The organism is Xanthomonas sp. CFBP 7698, from assembly GCF_003600855.1.
In the GTDB taxonomy this organism is placed as follows: Bacteria; Pseudomonadota; Gammaproteobacteria; order Xanthomonadales; family Xanthomonadaceae; genus Xanthomonas; species Xanthomonas cannabis.
In genome coordinates this window covers 777,226-796,658 of sequence record NZ_PRDN01000002.1, presented here as the reverse complement: position 1 = coordinate 796,658, position 19,433 = coordinate 777,226, and the positions used below count along the sequence as shown (strand labels likewise).

Annotated in this window: 15 protein-coding genes and 1 pseudogene; 11 read left to right on the top strand and 5 right to left on the bottom strand. The window is 66.1% G+C overall.

The window, feature by feature from the left end; all coding sequences use genetic code 11:
• Positions 1–82: 82 nt before the first annotated feature.
• From XnspCFBP7698_RS11370 to XnspCFBP7698_RS11320, 11 genes and pseudogenes are all read left to right on the top strand, one after another.
• Positions 83–2,164: a phospholipase C, phosphocholine-specific gene (locus XnspCFBP7698_RS11370; protein WP_104581070.1), complete on the top strand. Its 2,082-nt coding sequence runs from the start codon at positions 83–85 to the stop codon at positions 2,162–2,164.
• A gap of 43 nt (positions 2,165–2,207) precedes the next feature.
• Positions 2,208–2,600: pseudogene (locus tag XnspCFBP7698_RS11365) on the top strand (S46 family peptidase); the annotation flags it as partial.
• 55 nt (positions 2,601–2,655) lie between these two features.
• Positions 2,656–3,300, top strand: coding sequence for a histidine phosphatase family protein (locus tag XnspCFBP7698_RS11360; RefSeq protein ID WP_039412210.1), 645 nt, complete (start codon positions 2,656–2,658; stop codon positions 3,298–3,300).
• 250 nt (positions 3,301–3,550) lie between these two features.
• The gene (locus XnspCFBP7698_RS11355; protein WP_233548957.1) at positions 3,551–4,036 is read left to right on the top strand and encodes a hypothetical protein; all 486 of its coding nucleotides are present in this window, start codon (positions 3,551–3,553) and stop codon (positions 4,034–4,036) included.
• A 166-nt stretch (positions 4,037–4,202) separates the two neighbouring features.
• Positions 4,203–5,471 carry a bifunctional tetrahydrofolate synthase/dihydrofolate synthase gene (folC, locus tag XnspCFBP7698_RS11350; protein ID WP_104581072.1) on the top strand — a complete coding sequence of 423 codons (1,269 nt, stop codon included), beginning with the start codon at positions 4,203–4,205 and terminating at the stop codon, positions 5,469–5,471.
• Positions 5,472–5,539: 68 nt separating this feature from the next.
• On the top strand, positions 5,540–6,634 hold the full coding sequence (locus tag XnspCFBP7698_RS11345; RefSeq protein ID WP_104581073.1) for an SPOR domain-containing protein: 1,095 nt from the start codon (positions 5,540–5,542) through the stop codon (positions 6,632–6,634).
• Between the two features lie 215 nt (positions 6,635–6,849).
• The gene (locus XnspCFBP7698_RS11340) at positions 6,850–7,596 is read left to right on the top strand and encodes a CvpA family protein (RefSeq protein ID WP_104581074.1); all 747 of its coding nucleotides are present in this window, start codon (positions 6,850–6,852) and stop codon (positions 7,594–7,596) included.
• Positions 7,597–7,626: 30 nt separating this feature from the next.
• Positions 7,627–9,093: an amidophosphoribosyltransferase gene (gene purF / locus XnspCFBP7698_RS11335; protein ID WP_039412221.1), complete on the top strand. Its 1,467-nt coding sequence runs from the start codon at positions 7,627–7,629 to the stop codon at positions 9,091–9,093.
• Between the two features lie 126 nt (positions 9,094–9,219).
• The gene (locus XnspCFBP7698_RS11330) at positions 9,220–10,044 is read left to right on the top strand and encodes a ferritin-like domain-containing protein (protein WP_123137483.1); all 825 of its coding nucleotides are present in this window, start codon (positions 9,220–9,222) and stop codon (positions 10,042–10,044) included.
• 447 nt (positions 10,045–10,491) lie between these two features.
• Positions 10,492–11,745, top strand: coding sequence for a zinc-dependent metalloprotease (locus XnspCFBP7698_RS11325; RefSeq protein WP_047695396.1), 1,254 nt, complete (start codon positions 10,492–10,494; stop codon positions 11,743–11,745).
• A gap of 130 nt (positions 11,746–11,875) precedes the next feature.
• Positions 11,876–12,295, top strand: a complete 420-nt coding sequence (locus XnspCFBP7698_RS11320; RefSeq protein ID WP_047695397.1) for a hypothetical protein — start codon at positions 11,876–11,878, stop codon at positions 12,293–12,295.
• 110 nt (positions 12,296–12,405) lie between these two features.
• On the opposite strand, the gene lpxH is transcribed toward XnspCFBP7698_RS11320, so the two are convergent.
• The 5 genes from lpxH to ppk1 all read right to left on the bottom strand — a co-directional run bounded on the left by lpxH (position 12,406) and on the right by ppk1 (position 19,347).
• On the bottom strand, positions 12,406–13,149 hold the full coding sequence (lpxH, locus tag XnspCFBP7698_RS11315) for a UDP-2,3-diacylglucosamine diphosphatase (protein WP_104581150.1): 744 nt from the start codon (positions 13,147–13,149) through the stop codon (positions 12,406–12,408).
• Positions 13,150–13,776: 627 nt separating this feature from the next.
• Positions 13,777–14,319, bottom strand: a complete 543-nt coding sequence (locus XnspCFBP7698_RS11305) for a phosphatase PAP2 family protein (protein WP_104581075.1) — start codon at positions 14,317–14,319, stop codon at positions 13,777–13,779.
• Positions 14,300–15,436, bottom strand: a complete 1,137-nt coding sequence (locus XnspCFBP7698_RS11300; RefSeq protein ID WP_104581076.1) for a glycosyltransferase family 1 protein — start codon at positions 15,434–15,436, stop codon at positions 14,300–14,302. The genes XnspCFBP7698_RS11305 and XnspCFBP7698_RS11300 overlap by 20 nt, the downstream gene beginning before the upstream one ends.
• A gap of 225 nt (positions 15,437–15,661) precedes the next feature.
• Positions 15,662–17,182 carry an exopolyphosphatase gene (gene ppx / locus XnspCFBP7698_RS11295; protein ID WP_179455073.1) on the bottom strand — a complete coding sequence of 507 codons (1,521 nt, stop codon included), beginning with the start codon at positions 17,180–17,182 and terminating at the stop codon, positions 15,662–15,664.
• Positions 17,183–17,244: 62 nt separating this feature from the next.
• A complete protein-coding gene (ppk1, locus tag XnspCFBP7698_RS11290) occupies positions 17,245–19,347 on the bottom strand; it encodes a polyphosphate kinase 1 (protein ID WP_039563912.1) in 2,103 nt (700 codons plus the stop codon).
• Between the last annotated feature and the right edge of the window lie 86 nt (positions 19,348–19,433).

Genomic DNA, 19,433 nt, shown 5'->3' with positions numbered 1-19,433 from the left:
AACTGTCGCGCTTGCCCGCTATACACGTGTTCTGCAGCCGCATCGCGCGCTGCTTTACACGGGCTTCGCCAGGATTTTGGTCATGACGTCATCTGCTTCGCGCCGCGATTTCCTCAAGCGGGTTGCTGCACTCACTGCGGCCGGAGCGCTGCCTTCGTCGATCGGGCGCGCGCTGGCGCTGCCGGCCAATTCGCGTACCGGCACGTTGCGCGACATCGAGCATGTGGTGATCCTGATGCAGGAAAATCGCTCGTTCGATCATTACTTCGGCGCACTGCGTGGCGTGCGCGGATTCGGCGACCCGCATGCGTTGCAACTGCGCGACGGCAACCCGGTCTGGAGCCAGCCTGCGGCCGATGGACGGCGCCTGTTGCCGTTCGCGTTCGATTCGCACACCACCTGCGCGCCGCTGATCAAGAGCCTGGACCACTCCTGGAAAGCCGGCCACGGGCAGGACCCGGCACGCTGGGCCGAATACGACACCTGGGTGCCGTATAAGGGCGAGCTGACGATGGGGTATTTCCAGCGTCAGGACATCCCGTACTACCACGCGCTGGCCGACGCCTTCACCATCTGCGATGGCTATTTCTGCTCGATGCACGGGCCGACCAATCCCAACCGCATGTACCTGTTCACCGGCACCAGCGGCCTGAGCGTGGGCGACCTGCGCGCACAGGTGGCCGACAACGCCGACGATGGCAACTGGACTGCCGACATGGCGCGCGACAAACCCGGTTACGCGGCGATGGGCTGGACCACGTATGCGCAGCGGCTGCAGGCCGCCGGCATCGATTGGCGCGTGTATCAGGAATACGACAACTTCGGCTGCAACTCGCTGGCGTATTTTGCGCACTACCGCGGGCTCGATCGCGCCGACGAGCGCTATATGCGCGCACGTGCCTGCGTGCCCGGGTCCACCGCAGAAAACGCGCCCCACACCCAGGCCGATCACCTGATTGCGGCCATTGCAGCCGATGTGCAGGCCAATCGCCTGCCGCAGGTGTCGTGGATCATTCCGCCCACCGCGTATTGCGAGCATCCCGAAGCACCGCCGGCCTACGGCGAATCGCTGGTGGCGCGTTTGATCGATGCGCTGACCTCCAATCCGGAGGTCTGGGCCAAGACTGCGTTGATCATCAATTACGACGAGAACGACGGCTTCTTCGATCATGTGCCGGCACCGCTGCCGGCGCTGGATGCACGCATGGGGCGCAGCAATGTCGATGTGCGCGGCGAGTCGTATAACGGTGTGCCGGTCGGCCTGGGCATCCGCGTGCCGATGTTGGTGATCTCGCCTTGGACGCGGGGCGGCTGGGTCAATTCGCAGGTGTTCGACCACACCTCTGTGCTGCGCCTGCTGGAGCGTCGCTTCGGTGTGGCCGAGCCGAATATCAGCCCATGGCGTCGTGCGGTCAGCGGCGATCTCACCAGCGTGTTCGACTTCCGCAAGCCGGACGATTCGGCGCTGAGCGCCTTGCCCTCCATCGACGACTACCGTGCGCGCACGGCTGCGGTGCGCAACAAGCCGCTGCCGGCGCCACCGGCCACGGCGCGCATGCCGCGCCAGGAGCCGGGCCAACGTCCGGCACGCGCGTTGCCCTACGCCCTGCAGGTGCACGCGCGCGAGCACGCGGGCGATGCGCTGCAGCTGCAGTTCGTCAACACCGGCACCGCGGCGGCGGCCTTCAATGTCTACAGTGGCGCCGCCAGTGGCGGGCCCTGGTATTACACCGTGTTGCCGGGTACGCAGCTCGACGATGTGCCGGTGGGCGCTGCACCCGATGGCGCGTATGCCTTGCGCGTGCACGGGCCCAATGGATTTCTGCGCGAGTTTGCAGGCGTCGTGCGGCCCGCATCGGCGCAGCAGGCGGCGCCGTGGCTGGAAGCGCGGCAGGAGGGCGATGCGCTGGTGCTGGAGATCGGCAATGCCGGGCAGCAGGCCTGCACGCTGCAACTGCGCGCGCTGGACCACGGCGACTCCAGTCCACGCTCGCTGCAGCTGGCCGGTGGTCAACGCCAGACCATCCGGCTGGCGCTGGCGGCAAGCGATCACTGGTACGACGTGATGGTGGAGCAACCGGGTTCGGCATTTCGCCGCCGGCTGGCCGGTCATCTGGAAACCGGTCGGCCAAGTCGCAGCGATCCGGCGTTGGGACGCGCCTGAGCGGAGGCCTGCCGCTGCGTGCGTCAGCGGGCGTGGCGTGGCTTCCACGCTGGATGGCATGGCCGCCAAGGACACCCGCGCCGCCTCGTTCAACGCGCTCAAGCCGTTGCCGGCGGCGGTCAGGGCCAAGCGCTGCCGGGTTCGAAGACAAGCGCCCGGGCTCGGTGCCGGTCAACCTCGTGTCGGAGCTGGACATCAGTGGCGGCAGCGCCGGCGTGCCAGTAATGGATGCGCAGGGCAGTTGGTCGGTCTGGGGTTCGACGGCAACCGGGAGTCGGTGAGCAGCGACTGGACCTTCGACCCGGCGATGACCCGCTCGACCGCTGCACAAAGCGATCTGCGCTGGATCATGACCGCGGTGGCGCCCGCATTGCAGGTCCCGAAAGCGCCGGGTGTGCGCTGGGTTGGCCGGGCAGGGGGCGGGGAGCGGTTATGATGCGGTCCGGTTTCGCCGCAGCGAGCCGGCCCCTCCCCCAAGGAACTCTCAGCGCATGCGCATCCTGCTTGCTCGTCACGGCGAGACGCCGTGGAACGCCGAAGGCCGTTACCAGGGCCAGATCGATATTCCGCTGTCGCCGGTGGGCGAAGGGCAGGCACGTGCGCTGGGCGAACGGCTGCACACGCTGCAGATCGACCGCGCAGTGGCCTCGCCGCTGTCGCGCGCGCAGGCCACCGCCAAGGCTGCGTTGGGTGCATCGCGCGAAAGCCTGCTGCAGACCGATGCCGACCTGCAGGAAATCGCCCATGGCGAGTGGGAAGGTTTGCTGGCCAGCGAAATCAACGACAAGGATCCCGCCCGCCTACGTGCCTGGCGCGAAGAACCGGACACCGTGCTGATGCCGGGCGGCGAATCGTTGCGTCAGGTGCTGGACCGCAGCTGGCGCGGCCTTGCGCGTGCCGCCGACGGGCTGGGCGCCGACGACACCTTGCTGGTGGTCGCGCACGACGCGGTCAATCGCGTGATCCTGTGCAAGATCCTCGGCCTGCCGCTGTCCAAGCTGTGGAGCTTCCGCCAGGCGCCCACCACGCTCAACCTGCTCGAAGGCGACGATGTCGACCACCTCGAAGTGGTCCGCTTGAACGACTGCGCCCACCACACGCCGTTTTTCGGTGAGGCCAAGCATCGGGCGTTGTAACGTCTCGCAACGCAGCGTAGGTCTACCAGTACGGAGACGTATCATCATAGACAGCGCGACATATCAGTAATTTGGTAATGATGCGCCGTCCTGCCGGATGGCGTTATCTCGCTGCTTAAGCGATGGCGCAAACTCAAGATGGAAAATGGTCAGGCAGGCGATGACTCATTTGCGTCCAGAAGTAGCTCCGCGAACATCCAAGTTATTCGCCTGGAGCAAGGTCATATTGCTTTGTGCACCGATAGCTCTGGTGCCGCTGAGTCTGTTCGTCGATTTTGCACCCGCTCCATTTTTAAGGTCTGACCTTTGGTTCTGGCCGATGACGGCCCTAGGTGCTGTGCTGTGCGTGCTATTGCAGAGGAATGCACGTCGGCATGGGCGCGAGGGAATTTTCAATCAACACAGCCGGTTGTTTTCGGTATTCATGATAGGCGGCGCACCGATATTGTTGGGCTGTGTATGCTTGTTACTGTTGTGCAAGCTGTTGCCGTGGTTATTCACCCTGGCGGTGGGCGAATCATTCGAACACACATATGTGATGCAGACGCATTACCAACATGATCGAAAGCTTTGCGAGTACCGGTTAACTGGCGGACCGATGGAAGGTGCCGTGCCCAGCTATCTTTGTATCAACGCGTCTTCTTATCGGCGTCATCCGAAGCAACCGGTGCAGGTGCTGTTGACCGGTCAGCGGTCTGTGTTGGGTCTGCGGATCGAAGGCTTTTACGAAAAATAGCCACGCAAAGCCAGGATTGCAGCGGGGATAGCCCCTGGCGGGGTTGTCTTCCGTGTGGGAATACTGCCGCAGTTTCTTCATCGCGGCCAAACCATCGCTTCCCTGATCAACTGTGCGCTGCATTGGCGATAATGCCCTCCAATGCGCATGACATCAGGTAAATTCAGTGACTACCCCCACAGTACTCTCCGACTGGCTTGCCTACATCGAGCAGCAGCATCCCAGCGCCATCGACATGGGCCTGGAGCGCGTGCGCGAGGTTGCGGCGCGCCTGCAGATCGAAGCGCCCGCCAGGCACGTCATTGTCGTGGGTGGTACCAACGGCAAGGGCTCGACGGTGGCCTTCATCGAGGCGATCGGGCGCGCGGCCGGCTGGAAGGTGGGTGCCTACACCTCGCCGCATCTGCTGCGCTACAACGAACGCGTGCGCATCGACGGCAATGAGGCCAGCGACGCGCAGCTGGTCGAAGCGTTTGCTGCCGTCGAGGCGGTGCGCGGTGATACCACGCTGACCTATTTCGAATACGGCACGCTCGCCGCGCTGTGGCTGTTTCAGCAGTCCGCGCTGGAGTTGGCGGTGCTGGAAATCGGCCTGGGTGGGCGCCTGGATGCGGTCAACATCGTCGATTCGGACGTGGCGGTGATCACCACCGTGGATATCGACCACACCGACTGGCTGGGCGAGGATCGCGAGGCCATCGGCACCGAGAAGGCCGGCATCATCCGCGCCTGGAAACCGGTGGTGCTGGGCGAAATCGACCCGCCGTCCAGCGTGCTGCGACGCGCTTACCAATTGGGCGCCAATGCCATCCGTGCCGGCAGCGATTACTTCTTCGAGCCGATCGACGCCCGGCAATGGCGTTGGCGCGATGTGGCCGTGACCCTGGAGCTGCCGATGCCGGCCCTGCTGGCGCCGGTGCAGCTGGCCAATGCTGCCGCTGCGATCGCCGCGCTGCAGGCCTTGCCGGTGGACGTGCCCGCAGCGGCCTGGGCGCAGGGCATGACCGACGCGCAGGTGGTGGGGCGCCTGCAGCGCATGGACGTCGCCGGCGTGAAGGTGCTGCTGGATGTGGGGCACAACCCGCAGGCTGCACGCGCTCTGGGTCAGGCACTGGCTGCGCAGCCGATCGCCGGCGTCACCCATGCCGTCTATGCCGCGCTGGCGGACAAGGATGCGGTGGGCGTAGTGGAGGCAGTGGCGGCGCAGGTGGATCACTGGAGGCTGGCGGGGCTACAAGGCGTCCGCGCCCAATCGGCGCAGGCCTTGCAGCAGCGTCTGCAGGGCACGGCCGCGGCCCAGGCGGCGTGTCATGCCGATGTTGCGCATGCGCTACGCGCGGTGCTGGCCGCCGCCCGGCCCGGCGACCGTGTATTGGTCTTTGGCTCCTTTCTTACCGTTGCCGACGCGCTAACCGCACTTCGTTCAGCCCACTAGGGTCGGCGGGGTGGCGCCGGCCTTATAATCGCCGCGGCACCCCGCCACGCCGCCTTTAGCTCTCTTCTGTGGACACTGCTCTGAAACAGCGACTGATTGGCGCCATCGTTCTGGTGGCACTTGCCGTGATCTTCCTTCCGATGCTGGTCAAGGGCCCCGCGCCAGCCAGCGGCGTGGCCGATGTCCCGCTCGAAGCACCTGCCGCGCCCGGCAATGGCGAATTTGAAACCCGTGAATTGCCGCTGGTCACCCCGGGCAATGCACCGGCTGGTGGCGCCTTGGGCATGGCCGGTGCCCCCAGCGCGCCTGCAGCGGTGCAGGACAACCCGGACGCCGCCGATCTGGCCAACCCCTCCAGCGCGCCGTCGGCGCCAGAAGTGGCGGCCGGTAACTATGCGGTGAATTTTGGCGCGTATGCCACCAGCGCCGATGCCGATGCGGTCATTGCGCGGCTCAAGCAGGCGCAGTTGCCTGGCTTCAGCGAGAAGACCCAGATCGGTGGTCGCCCCGCCTGGCGCGTGCGCGTGGGGCCGTACGCCGATCAGGCCCAGGCCGAATCGGCCCGCCTGCAGGCAGTGAAGGTGCGTAGCGACGTCAATGCGCAAGTGGTGACGCTGGACGCGAATGCCGCCGCACCGGCGCCGGTCGCGACGCCGACGCCCGCGCCGGCTGCTAAACCGAGCAGCACCGTGGCCGCTGCCAGCGCGCCGGCTGCGCCAAAGACCGAGAGCCTTCCGCCGGAACCGGCCAAGCCGGTCGCAGCGGCACCCAAGCCGGCCGAAGCGCCCAAGCCGACACCCGCCCAGCCAGACGTTGCCAAGGCAGCGCCGGCCAAGCCAGAACCTGCCAAGCCAGAACCTGCCAAGCCCGAAGTTGCCAAGCCGGTCGCCGCTGCACCGACCGCGCCGCCAGCACCTGCCGCCAGCGGTGTCGGGTTTGCCGTGCAGCTGGGTGCATTCGGTCGCGCCGAAGATGCCGACGCGCTGCGCGACCGCGTGCGCGCCGCCGGCTTCAGCGCCTTCGTCGAACAGGTCCGTACCGACAAGGGCGCGCTCAACCGCGTGCGTGTCGGGCCGGTGGCCAATCGCGGCGACGCCGAGCAGTTGCGTGCGCAGGTCGCCGCCAAGGTCGGCATTTCCGGCATGGTGCGCCCGCATCCATAAACGCCTGCGCCGGCCGCAAGCAAGCGCGGCCGCTGCGTGTGTGGCAGCCGCTCGTACACTGCACGGCTGGCGCACTGCCCTGTGTCAGCTGGTTGCCTGCACCGTGCTGCGGGCAGCGGCTGGATTTCCAAACGCCTCGCACCCATGGAGGGGAAGGCCATGATCATCACGCCACGTTGCACAGGCGGCGAGCGCGCCGCGCGGAGACCTCGCCAATGATCGACATGGTGCTGGGCGTCATCATTCTGGTGTCGGCGCTGCTGGGCTTGCTGCGCGGCTTTGTCGCCATCGTGGTCGGCACCTTGTCGTGGCTGCTGGCCGGCTGGGCCACCTTTCTGTTCGGCGGCGCGGCGGCGCGCTGGCTGGCCGATGGCAAGCACCCCTCGGCCACCGAGTCGTTCGGTGGCTACGCCATGGTGTTTGTCGGCGTGCTGATCAGCGTGGCGGTGATCGGCATGGTCATTCGCGCCGGCGTGGACGCGGTCAAGCTTGGCGGCACCGACCGCATGCTCGGCTTCGGCCTGGGCGTGGTGCGCGGCGCGTTCTTGGCCAGCGTGCTGGTGCTGCTGATGGGCTTCACCCCGCTGCCGCGCGAGCCGTCCTGGCGCCAGTCGGTGCTGCTGCCCATGCTCCAGCCCGGTGCCGGCTGGATGCGCGCGCAACTGCCGGCCTGGCGGATGCCATCGATGGAGATGCCATCGATGGAACTCGGCAACTTGTCAACGGAGTTGGGGAAGTTGCCCTCGGCAGGCGATAATACGGACTTGGGCAAGGCACTTGGCGGTTCCGGCCTGAGCGACACCATCACGCGTGCGCTTGGCAAACCCGGCAAAGCTGCCAGCGACGGACGCGATCCGACGCAGGCAATGCCGGCCAATATCGATCCGGCGCAGGTTCGCGGCGGAGAAAGCGACCCGGCTCGGGTCGAATCCCAAGGCCAGGCACGGCCACCTTCACAGTAACGGCGCAAGCCGAAGCGGAGAACGCGCACCATGTGTGGCATCGTCGGTATTGTCGGCAACCAGAACGTCGCCGGGCAGCTGTATGACGGCCTGACCGTCCTGCAGCATCGTGGGCAGGACGCCGCAGGCATCGCCACCGCAGATGGCACGCGCCTGCGCGTGCAAAAAGCCAATGGCCTGGTGCGCGACGTCTTCGACGAAAAGAAGATGGCGGTGCTGGAAGGCCGCGTCGGCATCGCGCATTGCCGCTACCCGACCGCCGGTTCGGAAGGCATGGACGAGGCGCAGCCGTTCTACGTCAATTCGCCCTACGGCATTGCATTGGCGCACAACGGCAACCTGATCAACACCGAGGCCTTGCGCCAGCAGGTGTTCGAAGCCGACCGCCGCAACATCAATACCGATTCGGACAGCGAGGTGCTGCTGAACGTGTTCGCCTACGAGCTGGACGCGCAGCGCATGCTCACCCCCGAAGCGGCAATCCGCGCGGTGGCCGGCGTGCACCGCCGCTGCAAGGGCGGCTACGCGGTGGTCAGCGTGGTGCTGGGCCTGGGCCTGGTGGCGTTCCGCGACCCGCACGGCATCCGTCCGCTGGTGCTGGGCAAGCGCGAGCACGCCGAAGGCACCGAATACATCGTGTCCTCCGAATCGGCCGCGCTGGACATCCTGGGCTATCAGCGCGTGCGCGACGTGCGCCCGGGCGAAGCGCTGGTGATCACCGCGCGCGGCGAGCTGTTCTCGGAAGTGTGCGCTTCGCCGACCAACAATGCGCCGTGCATTTTCGAATACGTGTATTTCGCGCGTCCCGATTCGATGATCGACAACATCTCGGTGCACAAGGCGCGCATGCGCATGGGCCTGAAGCTGGGCGAAAAGATCCTGCGCCTGCGTCCGGACCACGACATCGACACCATCATTCCGATCCCGGACACCTCGCGCGATGTGGCGCTGGAAATGTCCAACGTGCTCGGCGTGAAATACCGCGAGGGGTTCGTCAAGAACCGTTACGTGGGCCGCACCTTCATCATGCCGGGGCAGGGCGAGCGGCAGAAGTCGGTGCGTCGCAAGCTCAATCCGATCCATCTGGAATTCCGCAACCGCGTGGTGCTGCTGGTGGACGATTCCATCGTGCGCGGCACTACCAGCCGGCAGATCGTGCAGATGGCGCGCGACGCTGGCGCACGCAAGGTGTATCTGGCCTCGGCCGCGCCGCCGGTGCGTTACCCCAACATCTACGGCATCGACATGCCGGCGGCAGAAGAGCTCATTGCGCATGGCCGCAGCGAGCTGGAAATCCAGGAATTTCTTGGCTGCGACTGGCTGATCTACCAGGATCTGGAAGACCTGGAAGTGGCCGTGCGCGAAGGCAATCCGGAGATCAAGCAGTTCGATTCCTCGTGCTTCAACGGCGAGTACATCACCGGCATCGAGCCGGGGTATTTCGAACGCATCCAGCAGCTGCGCTCGGACGATGCCAAGAAGCGTCGTCGCGCCTGAGTCATCGCGGTGGCGCGGCCGATTGGCCGCGCTGATGCTGCCAGCAGGCCGTGCAAGACAGCACGCCTGCGGGCGCTTGCTGGCGTACTGGGTGTCTGCTGCAAGCGGTCACTCGTGGCCGACGGCATGAGCATCGGTTCGTTCGAAAGCGCCGATCTCTTCTCTGCTGCGCGCCAGTGTCTGGACCAGGCCGACCCGCTGCAGAAAGTCGCACTGACCCAGCAGTACGCCGCGGCCTCTCGCGCAGGCCATCTCATGATCGATTCGGCGGCGCCTGCGCCCGAACCGATCCGCATGCCGGGGCGGCCGCCAACACCAATCCTGGTGCATCCACGCGAGCTGCCGCGACGCGGATTGGGAACACCGGAAGGGCGCGCCGCGTTCATCCATGCCATCGCCCATATCGAGCTCAACGCCATCGACCTGGCCTGGGATGCGGTGTATCGCTTTCGCGGGCTCCCCGAGGGGTTCTATGCCGATTGGGTGGCAGTTGCCGACGACGAATCGCGCCACTTCATGCTGCTGCGCGCGCGCCTGCAGGCGCATGCCCGCGACTATGGCGATTTTGCCGCGCATAACGGCTTGTGGGAAATGTGCGAGAAAACCGCGCACGACGGCCTGGCACGCATGGCCCTGGTGCCACGCGTGCTCGAAGCGCGTGGCCTGGACGTAACGCCGGCGATGATCGTCAAGCTGCGCTCGCTCGGCGATGCGGCAACCGCCGACGTGCTGGACATCATCCTGCGCGAAGAAGTGGCCCATGTCGCGGCCGGCTCGCGGTGGTACCGCTGGTATTGCGAACAGGCCGGCATCGAGCCGCGTGCGCGCTTCAAGGCCCTGTTGCGCGAGTACGCCGGCGGCTACCTGCATGGGCCGTTCAATATCCAGGCGCGGTTGCTCGCCGGGTTCGATGAGGATGAACTGGCCGATCTGGTAGAGCAGGCCGGCTGATCGCTGCGCCGATACGCAGACGAGACGGGGTGGCATGCGTGCCGACACCGCGCGGCCGACCGCGTGCACCGATCAGCCAGTGTCGCTGTCATTTGGTTTGACCGAACGCCAAGCGGTGCGCCGATCGTATCGCGCTGCCGTTGTCCCGCGCTGCGCATGCTCCAACGCAACGCCCCCGCACGCAGTGGGGGCAGCGTGCTGCCCAAATTCTGCACGTGTCCTCGCCGCTGCGTTCCCCCGGTGCCGCGACTCACACACCGGACTGTGCGCTGGTTCCTTCCATGTCGCCGCCGGAATCGCATCCAGTCATCGGCAAACATCACAAAACGGTAATTTTCCTTTGTAACAACTTGCAATCTGTCCTTTGGGGCGCGCCCTAATGACGTCCCGGGGGCAGGGGCCCGGTGTTTCGCATCCGTTACTTCCATGTCTTAGGAGAGAGAGACGATGAAGTCGAAGTCGATGTGCACCACGCTGGGCCTGGTGGCCATGTGCCTAGCCGGGTCGGCCGCCGCTGCCGGCAAGCCGCTGTACCAGACCGGCCCGGCGCTCAGCCGCAGCGCCACTGCCACCGCTGCAGCCGAACCTGCGCTGCAACGCCTGCTGACCGCCCCGTCCACTGCCAACGCACAGGTGGTCCAGCTCGACGCCGGCGCGGTGACCGCGACGGAAAAACTGCTGGAACTGCAGCTGGACGGCCAGACCATCACGGCCACCCAAGCCAAGGTGGATGCGCTGGAAGGCGGCGACAGCGTCTGGTACGGCAACCTCGGCCCGCGCGCCGGCACCCGCGCGCGCACGTTGTCGGGTGTGGACCCGTTGAACTCGGCCATCCTGGTGCGTAGCGGCGACACCGTCACCGGCACCATCCGCTACGCCGGCAAGCTGTATCGCCTGCGTCCGCTCGCCGATGGCCGCCACGTGCTGGTGCAGGTGGACGAGCAACGCATGCCGCAGGAGCATCCGGCCGAATACAGCCTGCTGCCGAAGTTCGACATGCCCAGCGACGGACGCGTCACTGCCGCCGCCGCATCGTCCGGCAGCCCGGCCACCATCCGCGTGCTGGTGGTCGCCACCAACAAGGCCGTTACTGCCTATGGCGGCAACATGCAGTCGCTGGTGCAGCTGGCGGTGGCCGAGGCCAACCAGGGCTACATCAACAGCAACGTGGGCATCACCTTGCAGCTGGCGCGCTACGAGACCACCAGCTACACCGAAACCGGCAACTTCACCACCGACCTGCAGCGCTTCCGTGTGACCAACGACGGCTACATGGACAGCATCCACACCAGCCGCAACACCTACACCGCCGACGTGGGCGTGATCGTGCTGGACAACAGCAGTTACTGCGGGCTGGCGTCGGGGATCGGCTCGACCGCTGCAAGCGCCTTCGCCTCGGTGTACTGGGATTGTGCCACCGGCTACTACAGCTTCGCGCATGAAATCGGGCATCTGCAGAGCGCACGCCACGATGCCACCAACGACCCGAGCACCTCGCCCTATGCGTACGGCCACGGCTACCGCTACGGCAACAGCTGGCGCACCATCATGGCCTACGACTGCACCAGCGGCTGCCCGCGGTTGAACTACTGGTCCAACCCCAACATCAGCTACAACGGCGTGCCGATGGGCAATGCCAGCACCGCCGACAATCAGCGCGTGCTGGTCAACACCAAGGCCACGATCGCCGGCTTCCGCTGATCCCGTTGCACGTTCACACGGCCCGGCACCGGCAGGTGCCGGGCCAATGCGCTACACCCGGGCGCGGTGATCGCGCAGACTAGACGCACCGCCGGCCGCTGCCGGCCACGTCCTGTCGAGCGGAGCCCTCATGTCCACTTTCCTGCGTTATGCGCTGCTGTGTCTGGTCGCACTGGCCGCTGCCGGCTGCCGCCAGCAACCGGCCGAGCCCGCCGCCACCGCACCCACGCCCACCGTGGAAACCCCGGCGCCGGCGACCAGCAACGATGCCCGGGCCCGCGCCCTGCATGTGCTCGAAGCGCGGTTGCAGAGCGACCACGCCTACCCGGATAACTGCATCAGCATCATCGACGAAGACGGCGATGCGCCGTCCACGGACGCCTTCGACTTTGCGGTGCGCGAGCGCCACGGCGACGGCTGCCCCGGTGACCCGCAGACCAGCCCGGTGCGTGACCGCTTCCGCGTCCAGGCCGATGGCACATTGCTCTGGTACGACGTGGTCAATGCCGATTTCGTCGACTACGCCGAGCGTGCACGTAGCACGCAATGATGTCGTGCACTCAAGTGGCTCGCGGCTCCACCGCCGAGCCGGGCTGGTTGAACAGCGTATAGCGCCCCGAACGCCCGATGCCTGCGCGCGCTGTCGCTGCGCCGCGTGGACTACAGCGCCAGCTGCTCCAGCGACACGCCATCGGCATCCACGCGCAGCACCGAACCTTGTTCGTACCAGTCGCCCAGCACGATGCGCGTGCAGGTCTGCCCGCCTGCCTGCAGCGTGTGGATCGCGGGACGGTGGGTGTGCCCGTGAATCATTCGATCCAGTCCGTAGCGGACAAAAGTGGCCTCCACCTCGGCCGGCGACACGTCGGTGACCGTCTCAAAGCGCGACTGGTCGCCTTGTTTGAGTTCGGCATGGCGTGCCTGGCTGGCTGCACGTGCCTGCTGCGCGAACGCCACGCGCGCGGCCAATGGCTGGGCCAGGAACTGCGCCTGGAACACCGGGTCGCGCGTCTGCGCGCGGAACGCCTGGTAGGCGGTGTCGTCGGTGCACAGCAGGTCGCCATGCATCAGCAGCGTCGTATGGCCGTACAGATCGATCACGCTGGGGTCGGGCAGGATGCGGAAGCCCGCGCGCTGCGCGTAGGTATCGCCGACCAGGAAGTCGCGGTTGCCCGCCATGAAGAACACCGGCACGCCGGCGTCAGCCACTGCATGCAGTGCCACCGCGACCGCATCGGCAGCGGTGGAAGGAGTGTCATCGCCGATCCAGGCTTCGAACAGATCGCCCAGGATGTACAGCGCGTCGCTGCCGGGCACCTGCGTGCGCAGGAAATCCAGAAACAGCTCGGTGATTGCCGGCCGGGCCGGGTCCAGGTGCAGGTCGGAAATGAACAGGGTCGTCATTGCGCCATTGTACGGCGGCAGGATGGGGCGGGAATGGGGAATGGGGAATGGGGAATCGGGAATCGGGAATCGGGAATCGGGAATCGGAGAAGCGGAGAAGCGGAGAAGCGGAGAAGCGGAGAAGCGGAGAAGCGGAGAAGCGGGAAGCGGGAAGCGGAGAATCGTTCGGCTGCGCAGCGATTGGTGTGCGAACGATTCTTGCAACTACGCCGGAGGCTGGCGATCGCCTTTTAGACATCCTGCAGGTCGCACGCCGTGGGACGTGTGCGTAGGTGGGCAGCTTTCTGTCAGCTCACCGCATACCTTCAGTGCAAGATCCCCTCTCCCTGCGGGAGAGGGGTAGGGGTGAGGGTACGGGGCGAAGCCACGCGCTGAAGTCGCAATTGCTGCGTCATGGCTCTTTTCGACTTGTGCGAAACACCAATCGACGGCAAATGAATGAGGCTTGCGCACGGACACTCATCCGCCCCTGCGGGGCACCTTCTCCCCCATGAAGGAGGACAATGTCCCGGCAAGAGAAAGCCGCGGCGCAGAAGCCTTGCTGCTTACTTGCCACCGTTCTGGTAACTGTCCGTTTGTCCTTACGCTTACCTGTCAGCAAGCCGCCCTCACGCAAACCGCCAGCGCTTACCCCAACATCGCCGGCAGCCCCCATAACGACAGGCTTGCCAGCAGCACGCCGATCGCCGTGGCCGCCAGCACATCGCTGGGGTAGTGCAGGCCCAGCACCACCCGCGACAGCGCCACGCCGGCCGAAAACGGCACCAGCAGCGGGGCAAGCCACGGGTAGTACGCCAGTGCCACGATGCTGAAGGACACCGCGTGCAAGGTATGGCCGGACGGAAAACTGAACTCGTCCAGCGGCGCCACCCACGCGCGAATGCGCACATCGGCCGCGTACGGGCGCGGGCGTCGGGTCCAGCGCTTGAGCGCCTTGTACAGCGTCAATGCCAGCACGCCGGTGGCGGCCATATGCGCCGAGGCGCGAACCCCGTCCATGCCGTCGAGCACCACCAGCAGGCCCATCAGGCTGTACCAGAACACGCCATCGCCCAGCCGGCTGATGGTGGCGAAGGCGCGCCGTACCGGGTGACGCCGGCACCAGTGATTGGCGCGCCGGCACCAGCGCGCTTCGTGGCCGCGCAAGACCTCAAGCCGCGTTGACGACATAACGCCCCCTTGCCGCAGTGATGCCCAGCAACAAGGCTTCGAAATCGGACACCACGTTGTCTGGATGCAGGCGTTTCATTGCCTGCGCTGCGGCCGTACCCAGGCGTTGGCGCAGTGCGTCGTCCTGGGTCAGCGCAACCGCGGCCTGGATGAATGCATTATCGGAGTCCACCGCTGCGCCGTTCTGGCCGCTGCGCAGATATTCGCGTGCGGCACCGTAGTCGAAGGCGACCGTCGCCACGCCGCTGGCCATCGCTTCCAGCGTCACGTTGCCGAAGGTCTCGCTGCGGCTGGGAAACAGAAACAGGTCGCCGCTGGCGAAGTGGCGCGCCAGCGCCTCGCCGCGCTGGATGCCGCAGAAGATGAAGTCGGGGTGCTCTTGCGCGATCTTCTCGCGCGCCGGACCATCGCCCACCCAGACGAAGCGCGCCTCGGGGCGGGCCCGCTGCAGCGTGCGAAATGCCTGGATCGCCAACGGCAGATTCTTTTCGTTGGCGATGCGTCCGACATAGATCGCCGCAAAGCCGTCGCCGTCGATGCCCCATTCGGCGCGCAGCGCGGGATCGCGACGGCGCGGATCGAACTGCTGGCTGTCCACGGCACGCGCCAGCAACTGCACGCGCGCAAAGCCGTCGTTGCGCAGAAACTGCAGCAGCTCGCGCGTGGGCACCAGCGTGGCATCGGCCTGGTTGTGGAAACGCCGCATCCAGCGCAGCGCGGTGCCCTGCAGCCAGGCCGCGCCGTAGTCGGGCAGGTATTCGTCAAAGCGGGTGTGGAAGCCCGAAGCGACCGGAATGCCCAGCCGGCGCGCCGCACGCATCGCCGACCAACCCAACGGGCCTTCCGTGGCCACGTAGATCGCATCCGGTTGCGTCGCGCGCCAATGGCGAATGAGGCGATGAGTGGCCGGCAACCCGAATTTCAGCCCCGGGTAGCGCGGCAGCGATGCGCCGCGCACCAGCAGCGCTGCGCTCGGTACGGTGTCGGCGCTCTGGCGTGGACGTACCACATCCACCTGGTGTCCGCGTGCGCGCAGACCGGTTTCCAGTCCGTGCACGGTCAGTGCAACACCGTTGACTTCGGGGGGATAGGTTTCGGTAACGATCGCGTAGCGCATGCCCGTTCTCCCGTTTTGACTAGCTTCCGGGCATGCGATGGCATGGATGTTGCGCCGATAAGACGTGGCGGTGACAGGCGACGGGAATCGGGAATCGGGAATCGGGAATTGGGAATCGTCGACCGCGGGAACTGACCCGCCTCGACTTCCGTCGTGAAGCCTACCGACGACAGATCAACGCTTTTGCGATTCCCGATTCCCGATTCTCCATTCCCACCTGGGGCCTCAGGTCACAAACGGTTTGAACGCGATCCCCAGGCCGGCCATGCTTTCGACTTCGCCGATCAGGTCGGCGCGCAGCAGCGGGCGTGAGTCGATCCAGCTTTGCGACAGGATCAACGACAGCCGCGTGTCGTCGGCGGTGAGTTCCAGGGTCGGAATCGGGTCCGATTCGTGCGCGCGGTGCAGCAACACCGCCAGCCGCAGCAGCGCGGCCTTGCGGCGGGTGGGCAACAGCAGGCGGTCGGGCAGGGCCTCGAACGCGGTCTTGGGCACGTTGCGCCGATGCGTGCGCACCAGCGAGGCCAGCACCTGCTGCTCCTGCCGCGAAAATCCGGCGATATCCGAGTGCTCCAGGATGTAGCTGCCGTGCACGTGGTACTGGCTGTGCGCAATGATCAGCCCCAGCTCGTGCAGGCGTGCGGCGCGGCGCAGCACCTGCGCATCGTCGCCGTCCAGTTGCCAGGATTCGCAGACCTGGTCGAACAGCCGGCAGGCAGTGGCTTCCACGCGCTGCGCCTGTACTTCATCGATGCCATAGCGCTGCACCAGCGAGGCCACCGAGCTGTCGCGCGGGTCGTTTTCGCCACCGCGGCCGAGCATGTCGTACAGGATGCCTTCGCGCATCGCTGCCTTGCTGACCATCAGCTTCTCCAGCCCCAGTGCCTGAAACGCGGCTTCCAGCACCAGGATGCCGCCGGCGATGATCGGGCGGCGCTCGGCAGCAAGGCCGGGCAACTGGATGTCTTCGATGCGTTTGGCCTTGAGTAGTTCATCGCGCAGCGCCGGCAACGCCTGCGCGGTGATCGCGCCCTTGGTCAGCTTCATCGCCGCGCAGATCTCGCCGATGGCCTTGTGCGTGCCGGACGAGCCGATCGCCTCATGCCAGCCCAGCGCCTTGTACTGGCCGGCGAACTGCTGGAACTCGGCGCCGATCTCGGTCAGCGCATCCTTCCATTTCTTCTTCGATAATTTGCCGCCGGGGAAAAACCGCCGCGTACTGGCAATGCAACCGGCCTGCAGGCTTTCGCGTTCCAGCGTCTGGAAGCCGCGGCCGATGATGAACTCGGTCGAGCCGCCGCCGATGTCGATCACCAACCGGCGTTGGTCGGGCTTGGGCGGCTGCGCATGCGCCACGCCCAGGTAGATCAGGCGCGCTTCCTCGCGCCCGCTGACCACTTCGATCGCATGGCCCAGCGCGGTCTCCGCCGGCATCAGGAAGGCCTGCGGCGAGCGCAGCTGACGCACCGTGTTGGTCGCCAGCGCACGCACGCGCAGCGAAGGAACTTCGCGGATGCGTTGACCGAAACGTGCCAGGCATTCGAGCGCGCGCTGGCGCGCCTCGTTGGACAGGCCACCCTTGCCATCCAGGCCGTCAGCCATGCGCACGGTCTCGCGCAGGCGGTCGACGACGCGCAGCTGACCCATCAGGTAGCGCGCAATGACCATGTGGAAGCTGTTGGAGCCTAGGTCGATGGCGGCGAGAAAATCGCCATCGCGCAGGGGCGGAATCGTGGGGGAGGGCATTGGCATGGCCGCATGGTAGCCGATGGGCCGTTGGCCACGTGAGAGGCCACGGCCGCGGCCTCTCAGATCCGGTCGAGCAGGGTCATCTGCGCCGAATGTGCCGGCTCGCCCGGTGCCGGCGTGCGCTTGTGGTACACGCCCTCGGCATCCAGTTCCCACGCGCTGACGTTGTCGTCCAGGTAGTTCTGCAGCACTTCGCGGTAGACACGCTTGGCCAGGTCCGGGTCCAGGATCGGGAAGCAGGTTTCCACACGGCGCAGCAGGTTGCGTTCCAGCCAGTCGGCACTGGCGCAGTACAACTCGGCCGCACCGTCATTGCCGAACCAGTACACCCGGCTATGTTCCAGGAACCGCCCTACGATCGAGCGCACGCGGATGTTGTCCGACACGCCAGGGACGCCGGGCCGCAGCGTGCAGGCGCCGCGCACGATCAGGTCGATCTGCACGCCGGCCTGCGAGGCGGCATAAAGTGCACGCACCACTTGCGGCTCGTTGAGCGCGTTCATCTTGGCGATGATGCGGCCGGGGCGGCCATTGCGGGCCAAGCGCGTCTCCCGTTCGATCCGCTTCAGCACGCCGGCATGCAGCGTAAACGGCGATTGCAGCAGCTGATCCAGCTTCATGCGCGGAGCAAGACCGGACAACTGCTGGAACAGCATGTGCACGTCGTTGCCGATCTCCGCATCAGCGGTGATCAGGCTGATGTCGGTGTACACGCGTGCGGTGCCGCTGTGGTAGTTGCCGGTGCCCAGGTGCACGTAGCGTTTGAGCTTGCGTCCCTCACGGCGCACGATCAGCAGCATCTTGGCGTGGGTCTTGAAACCGACGACGCCGTAGACCACCTGCACGCCGGCTTCCTGCAATTTGTCGGCCAGGCCCAGGTTGGCCTCTTCATCGAAGCGCGCGCGCAGCTCCACCACCACGGTGACGTCCTTGCCGTTGCGCGCGGCCAGAATCAATGCATCGACAATCAGCGAATCCTTGCCGGTGCGGTACAGCGTTTGCTTGATCGCCAGCACATTCGGGTCGACGGCGGCCTGACGGATCACATCCAGCACCGCGGTGAACGCATCGAAGGGGTGATGCAGCAACACATCGCCCTTGCTGACGATCTGGAAGATGCCCTCGCTGTCGCGCAAGGTGCGCGGATTGAACGCGGGGTACTTCAGCTCCGGGCGCTGCACCAGGTCGTAGACCTGGGTGACGCGGCTCAGATTGACCGGCCCGACGATGCGGTACACCGCGTTCTCGTTCAAACCGAAGTTCTGCAGCAGGGTGCGCATGATCGGCGCCGGGCAATCGTGCGCGATCTCCAGCCGCACGGCCGGCCGGTAGCCGCGCGTGACCAGCTCGTCACGCAGCGCAAGCGCGAGATTTTCGACTTCTTCCTCGTCCACCACCAGTTCGGAGTTGCGGGTGACGCGGAACTGGTACGAGCCCTTGACCTGCATTCCCGGGAACAGCTCGTCCACGAACTCGGACAGCACCGAGGACAGGAACACGAAGCTCTGCGCGCCTTCCGGGGACAGGCTGGCCGGCAACTGGATGATGCGCGGCAACGAGCGCGGCGCGCGCACGATGGCCAGATGACCGGCGCGCCCGAATGCGTCCTGGCCTTCCAGCACCACCACGATGTTCAAGGTCTTGTTGAGGATCTTCGGGAACGGGTGCGCCGGGTCCAGCCCCAGGGGCGACAGCACCGGCATGATCTCGTTGCGGAAGTAGGCACGCAGCCAGCGCTTCTGGCGGGAATTCCACGTCGAGCGACCGAGCACGGCCACGCCGGCATCTTCCATCGCCGGGCGCAGCACTTCATTCCATGCGTGGTACTGCTGCTCGACCAGCTTGGCCGCACGGTCGTGCACCGCGTTGAGGATGGCGGTCGGGCTCAGCCCGTCCGGGGCCGGCGGCAGGCCGAACTCCTGCGCATGCCGCACGGTGGCCGCGCGGATCTCGAAGAACTCGTCCAGATTGGTGCACGAGATGCACAAAAAGCGCAGCCGTTCCAGCAGCGGAACCTGCTCGTCCAGCGCCTGCGCCAGCACCCGGAAATTGAAATCCAGTTGCGACAGTTCCCGGTTGATGTACAGCGCCGGATCACGCAACGGATCGGTGGCGATGTCCTCGGACGGTGTGATGTCGTGCAGTTGTTTGGCGTGGCCCATGGAGTCGGTCATCAAGACGGAGATGGTGTGCGTGGTCGCCGCAAGCGCATCGCCCTGCGGCGCGGACAGGCTGTGTCGCGCAGCTG

Excerpts from the sequence above, each read along its gene's own strand:
- XnspCFBP7698_RS11370 (WP_104581070.1), top strand. The coding sequence starts at position 83 with ATGACGTCATCTGCTTCGCGCCGCGATTTCCTCAAGCGGGTTGCTGCA.
- XnspCFBP7698_RS11360 (WP_039412210.1), top strand. The coding sequence starts at position 2,656 with ATGCGCATCCTGCTTGCTCGTCACGGCGAGACGCCGTGGAACGCCGAA.
- XnspCFBP7698_RS11340 (WP_104581074.1), top strand. The coding sequence starts at position 6,850 with ATGATCGACATGGTGCTGGGCGTCATCATTCTGGTGTCGGCGCTGCTG.
- purF (WP_039412221.1), top strand. The coding sequence starts at position 7,627 with ATGTGTGGCATCGTCGGTATTGTCGGCAACCAGAACGTCGCCGGGCAG.
- XnspCFBP7698_RS11330 (WP_123137483.1), top strand. The coding sequence starts at position 9,220 with ATGAGCATCGGTTCGTTCGAAAGCGCCGATCTCTTCTCTGCTGCGCGC.
- XnspCFBP7698_RS11325 (WP_047695396.1), top strand. The coding sequence starts at position 10,492 with ATGAAGTCGAAGTCGATGTGCACCACGCTGGGCCTGGTGGCCATGTGC.
- XnspCFBP7698_RS11320 (WP_047695397.1), top strand. The coding sequence starts at position 11,876 with ATGTCCACTTTCCTGCGTTATGCGCTGCTGTGTCTGGTCGCACTGGCC.
- lpxH (WP_104581150.1), bottom strand. The coding sequence starts at position 13,149 with ATGACGACCCTGTTCATTTCCGACCTGCACCTGGACCCGGCCCGGCCG.
- XnspCFBP7698_RS11305 (WP_104581075.1), bottom strand. The coding sequence starts at position 14,319 with ATGTCGTCAACGCGGCTTGAGGTCTTGCGCGGCCACGAAGCGCGCTGG.
- XnspCFBP7698_RS11300 (WP_104581076.1), bottom strand. The coding sequence starts at position 15,436 with ATGCGCTACGCGATCGTTACCGAAACCTATCCCCCCGAAGTCAACGGT.
- ppx (WP_179455073.1), bottom strand. The coding sequence starts at position 17,182 with ATGCCCTCCCCCACGATTCCGCCCCTGCGCGATGGCGATTTTCTCGCC.
- ppk1 (WP_039563912.1), bottom strand. The coding sequence starts at position 19,347 with ATGGGCCACGCCAAACAACTGCACGACATCACACCGTCCGAGGACATC.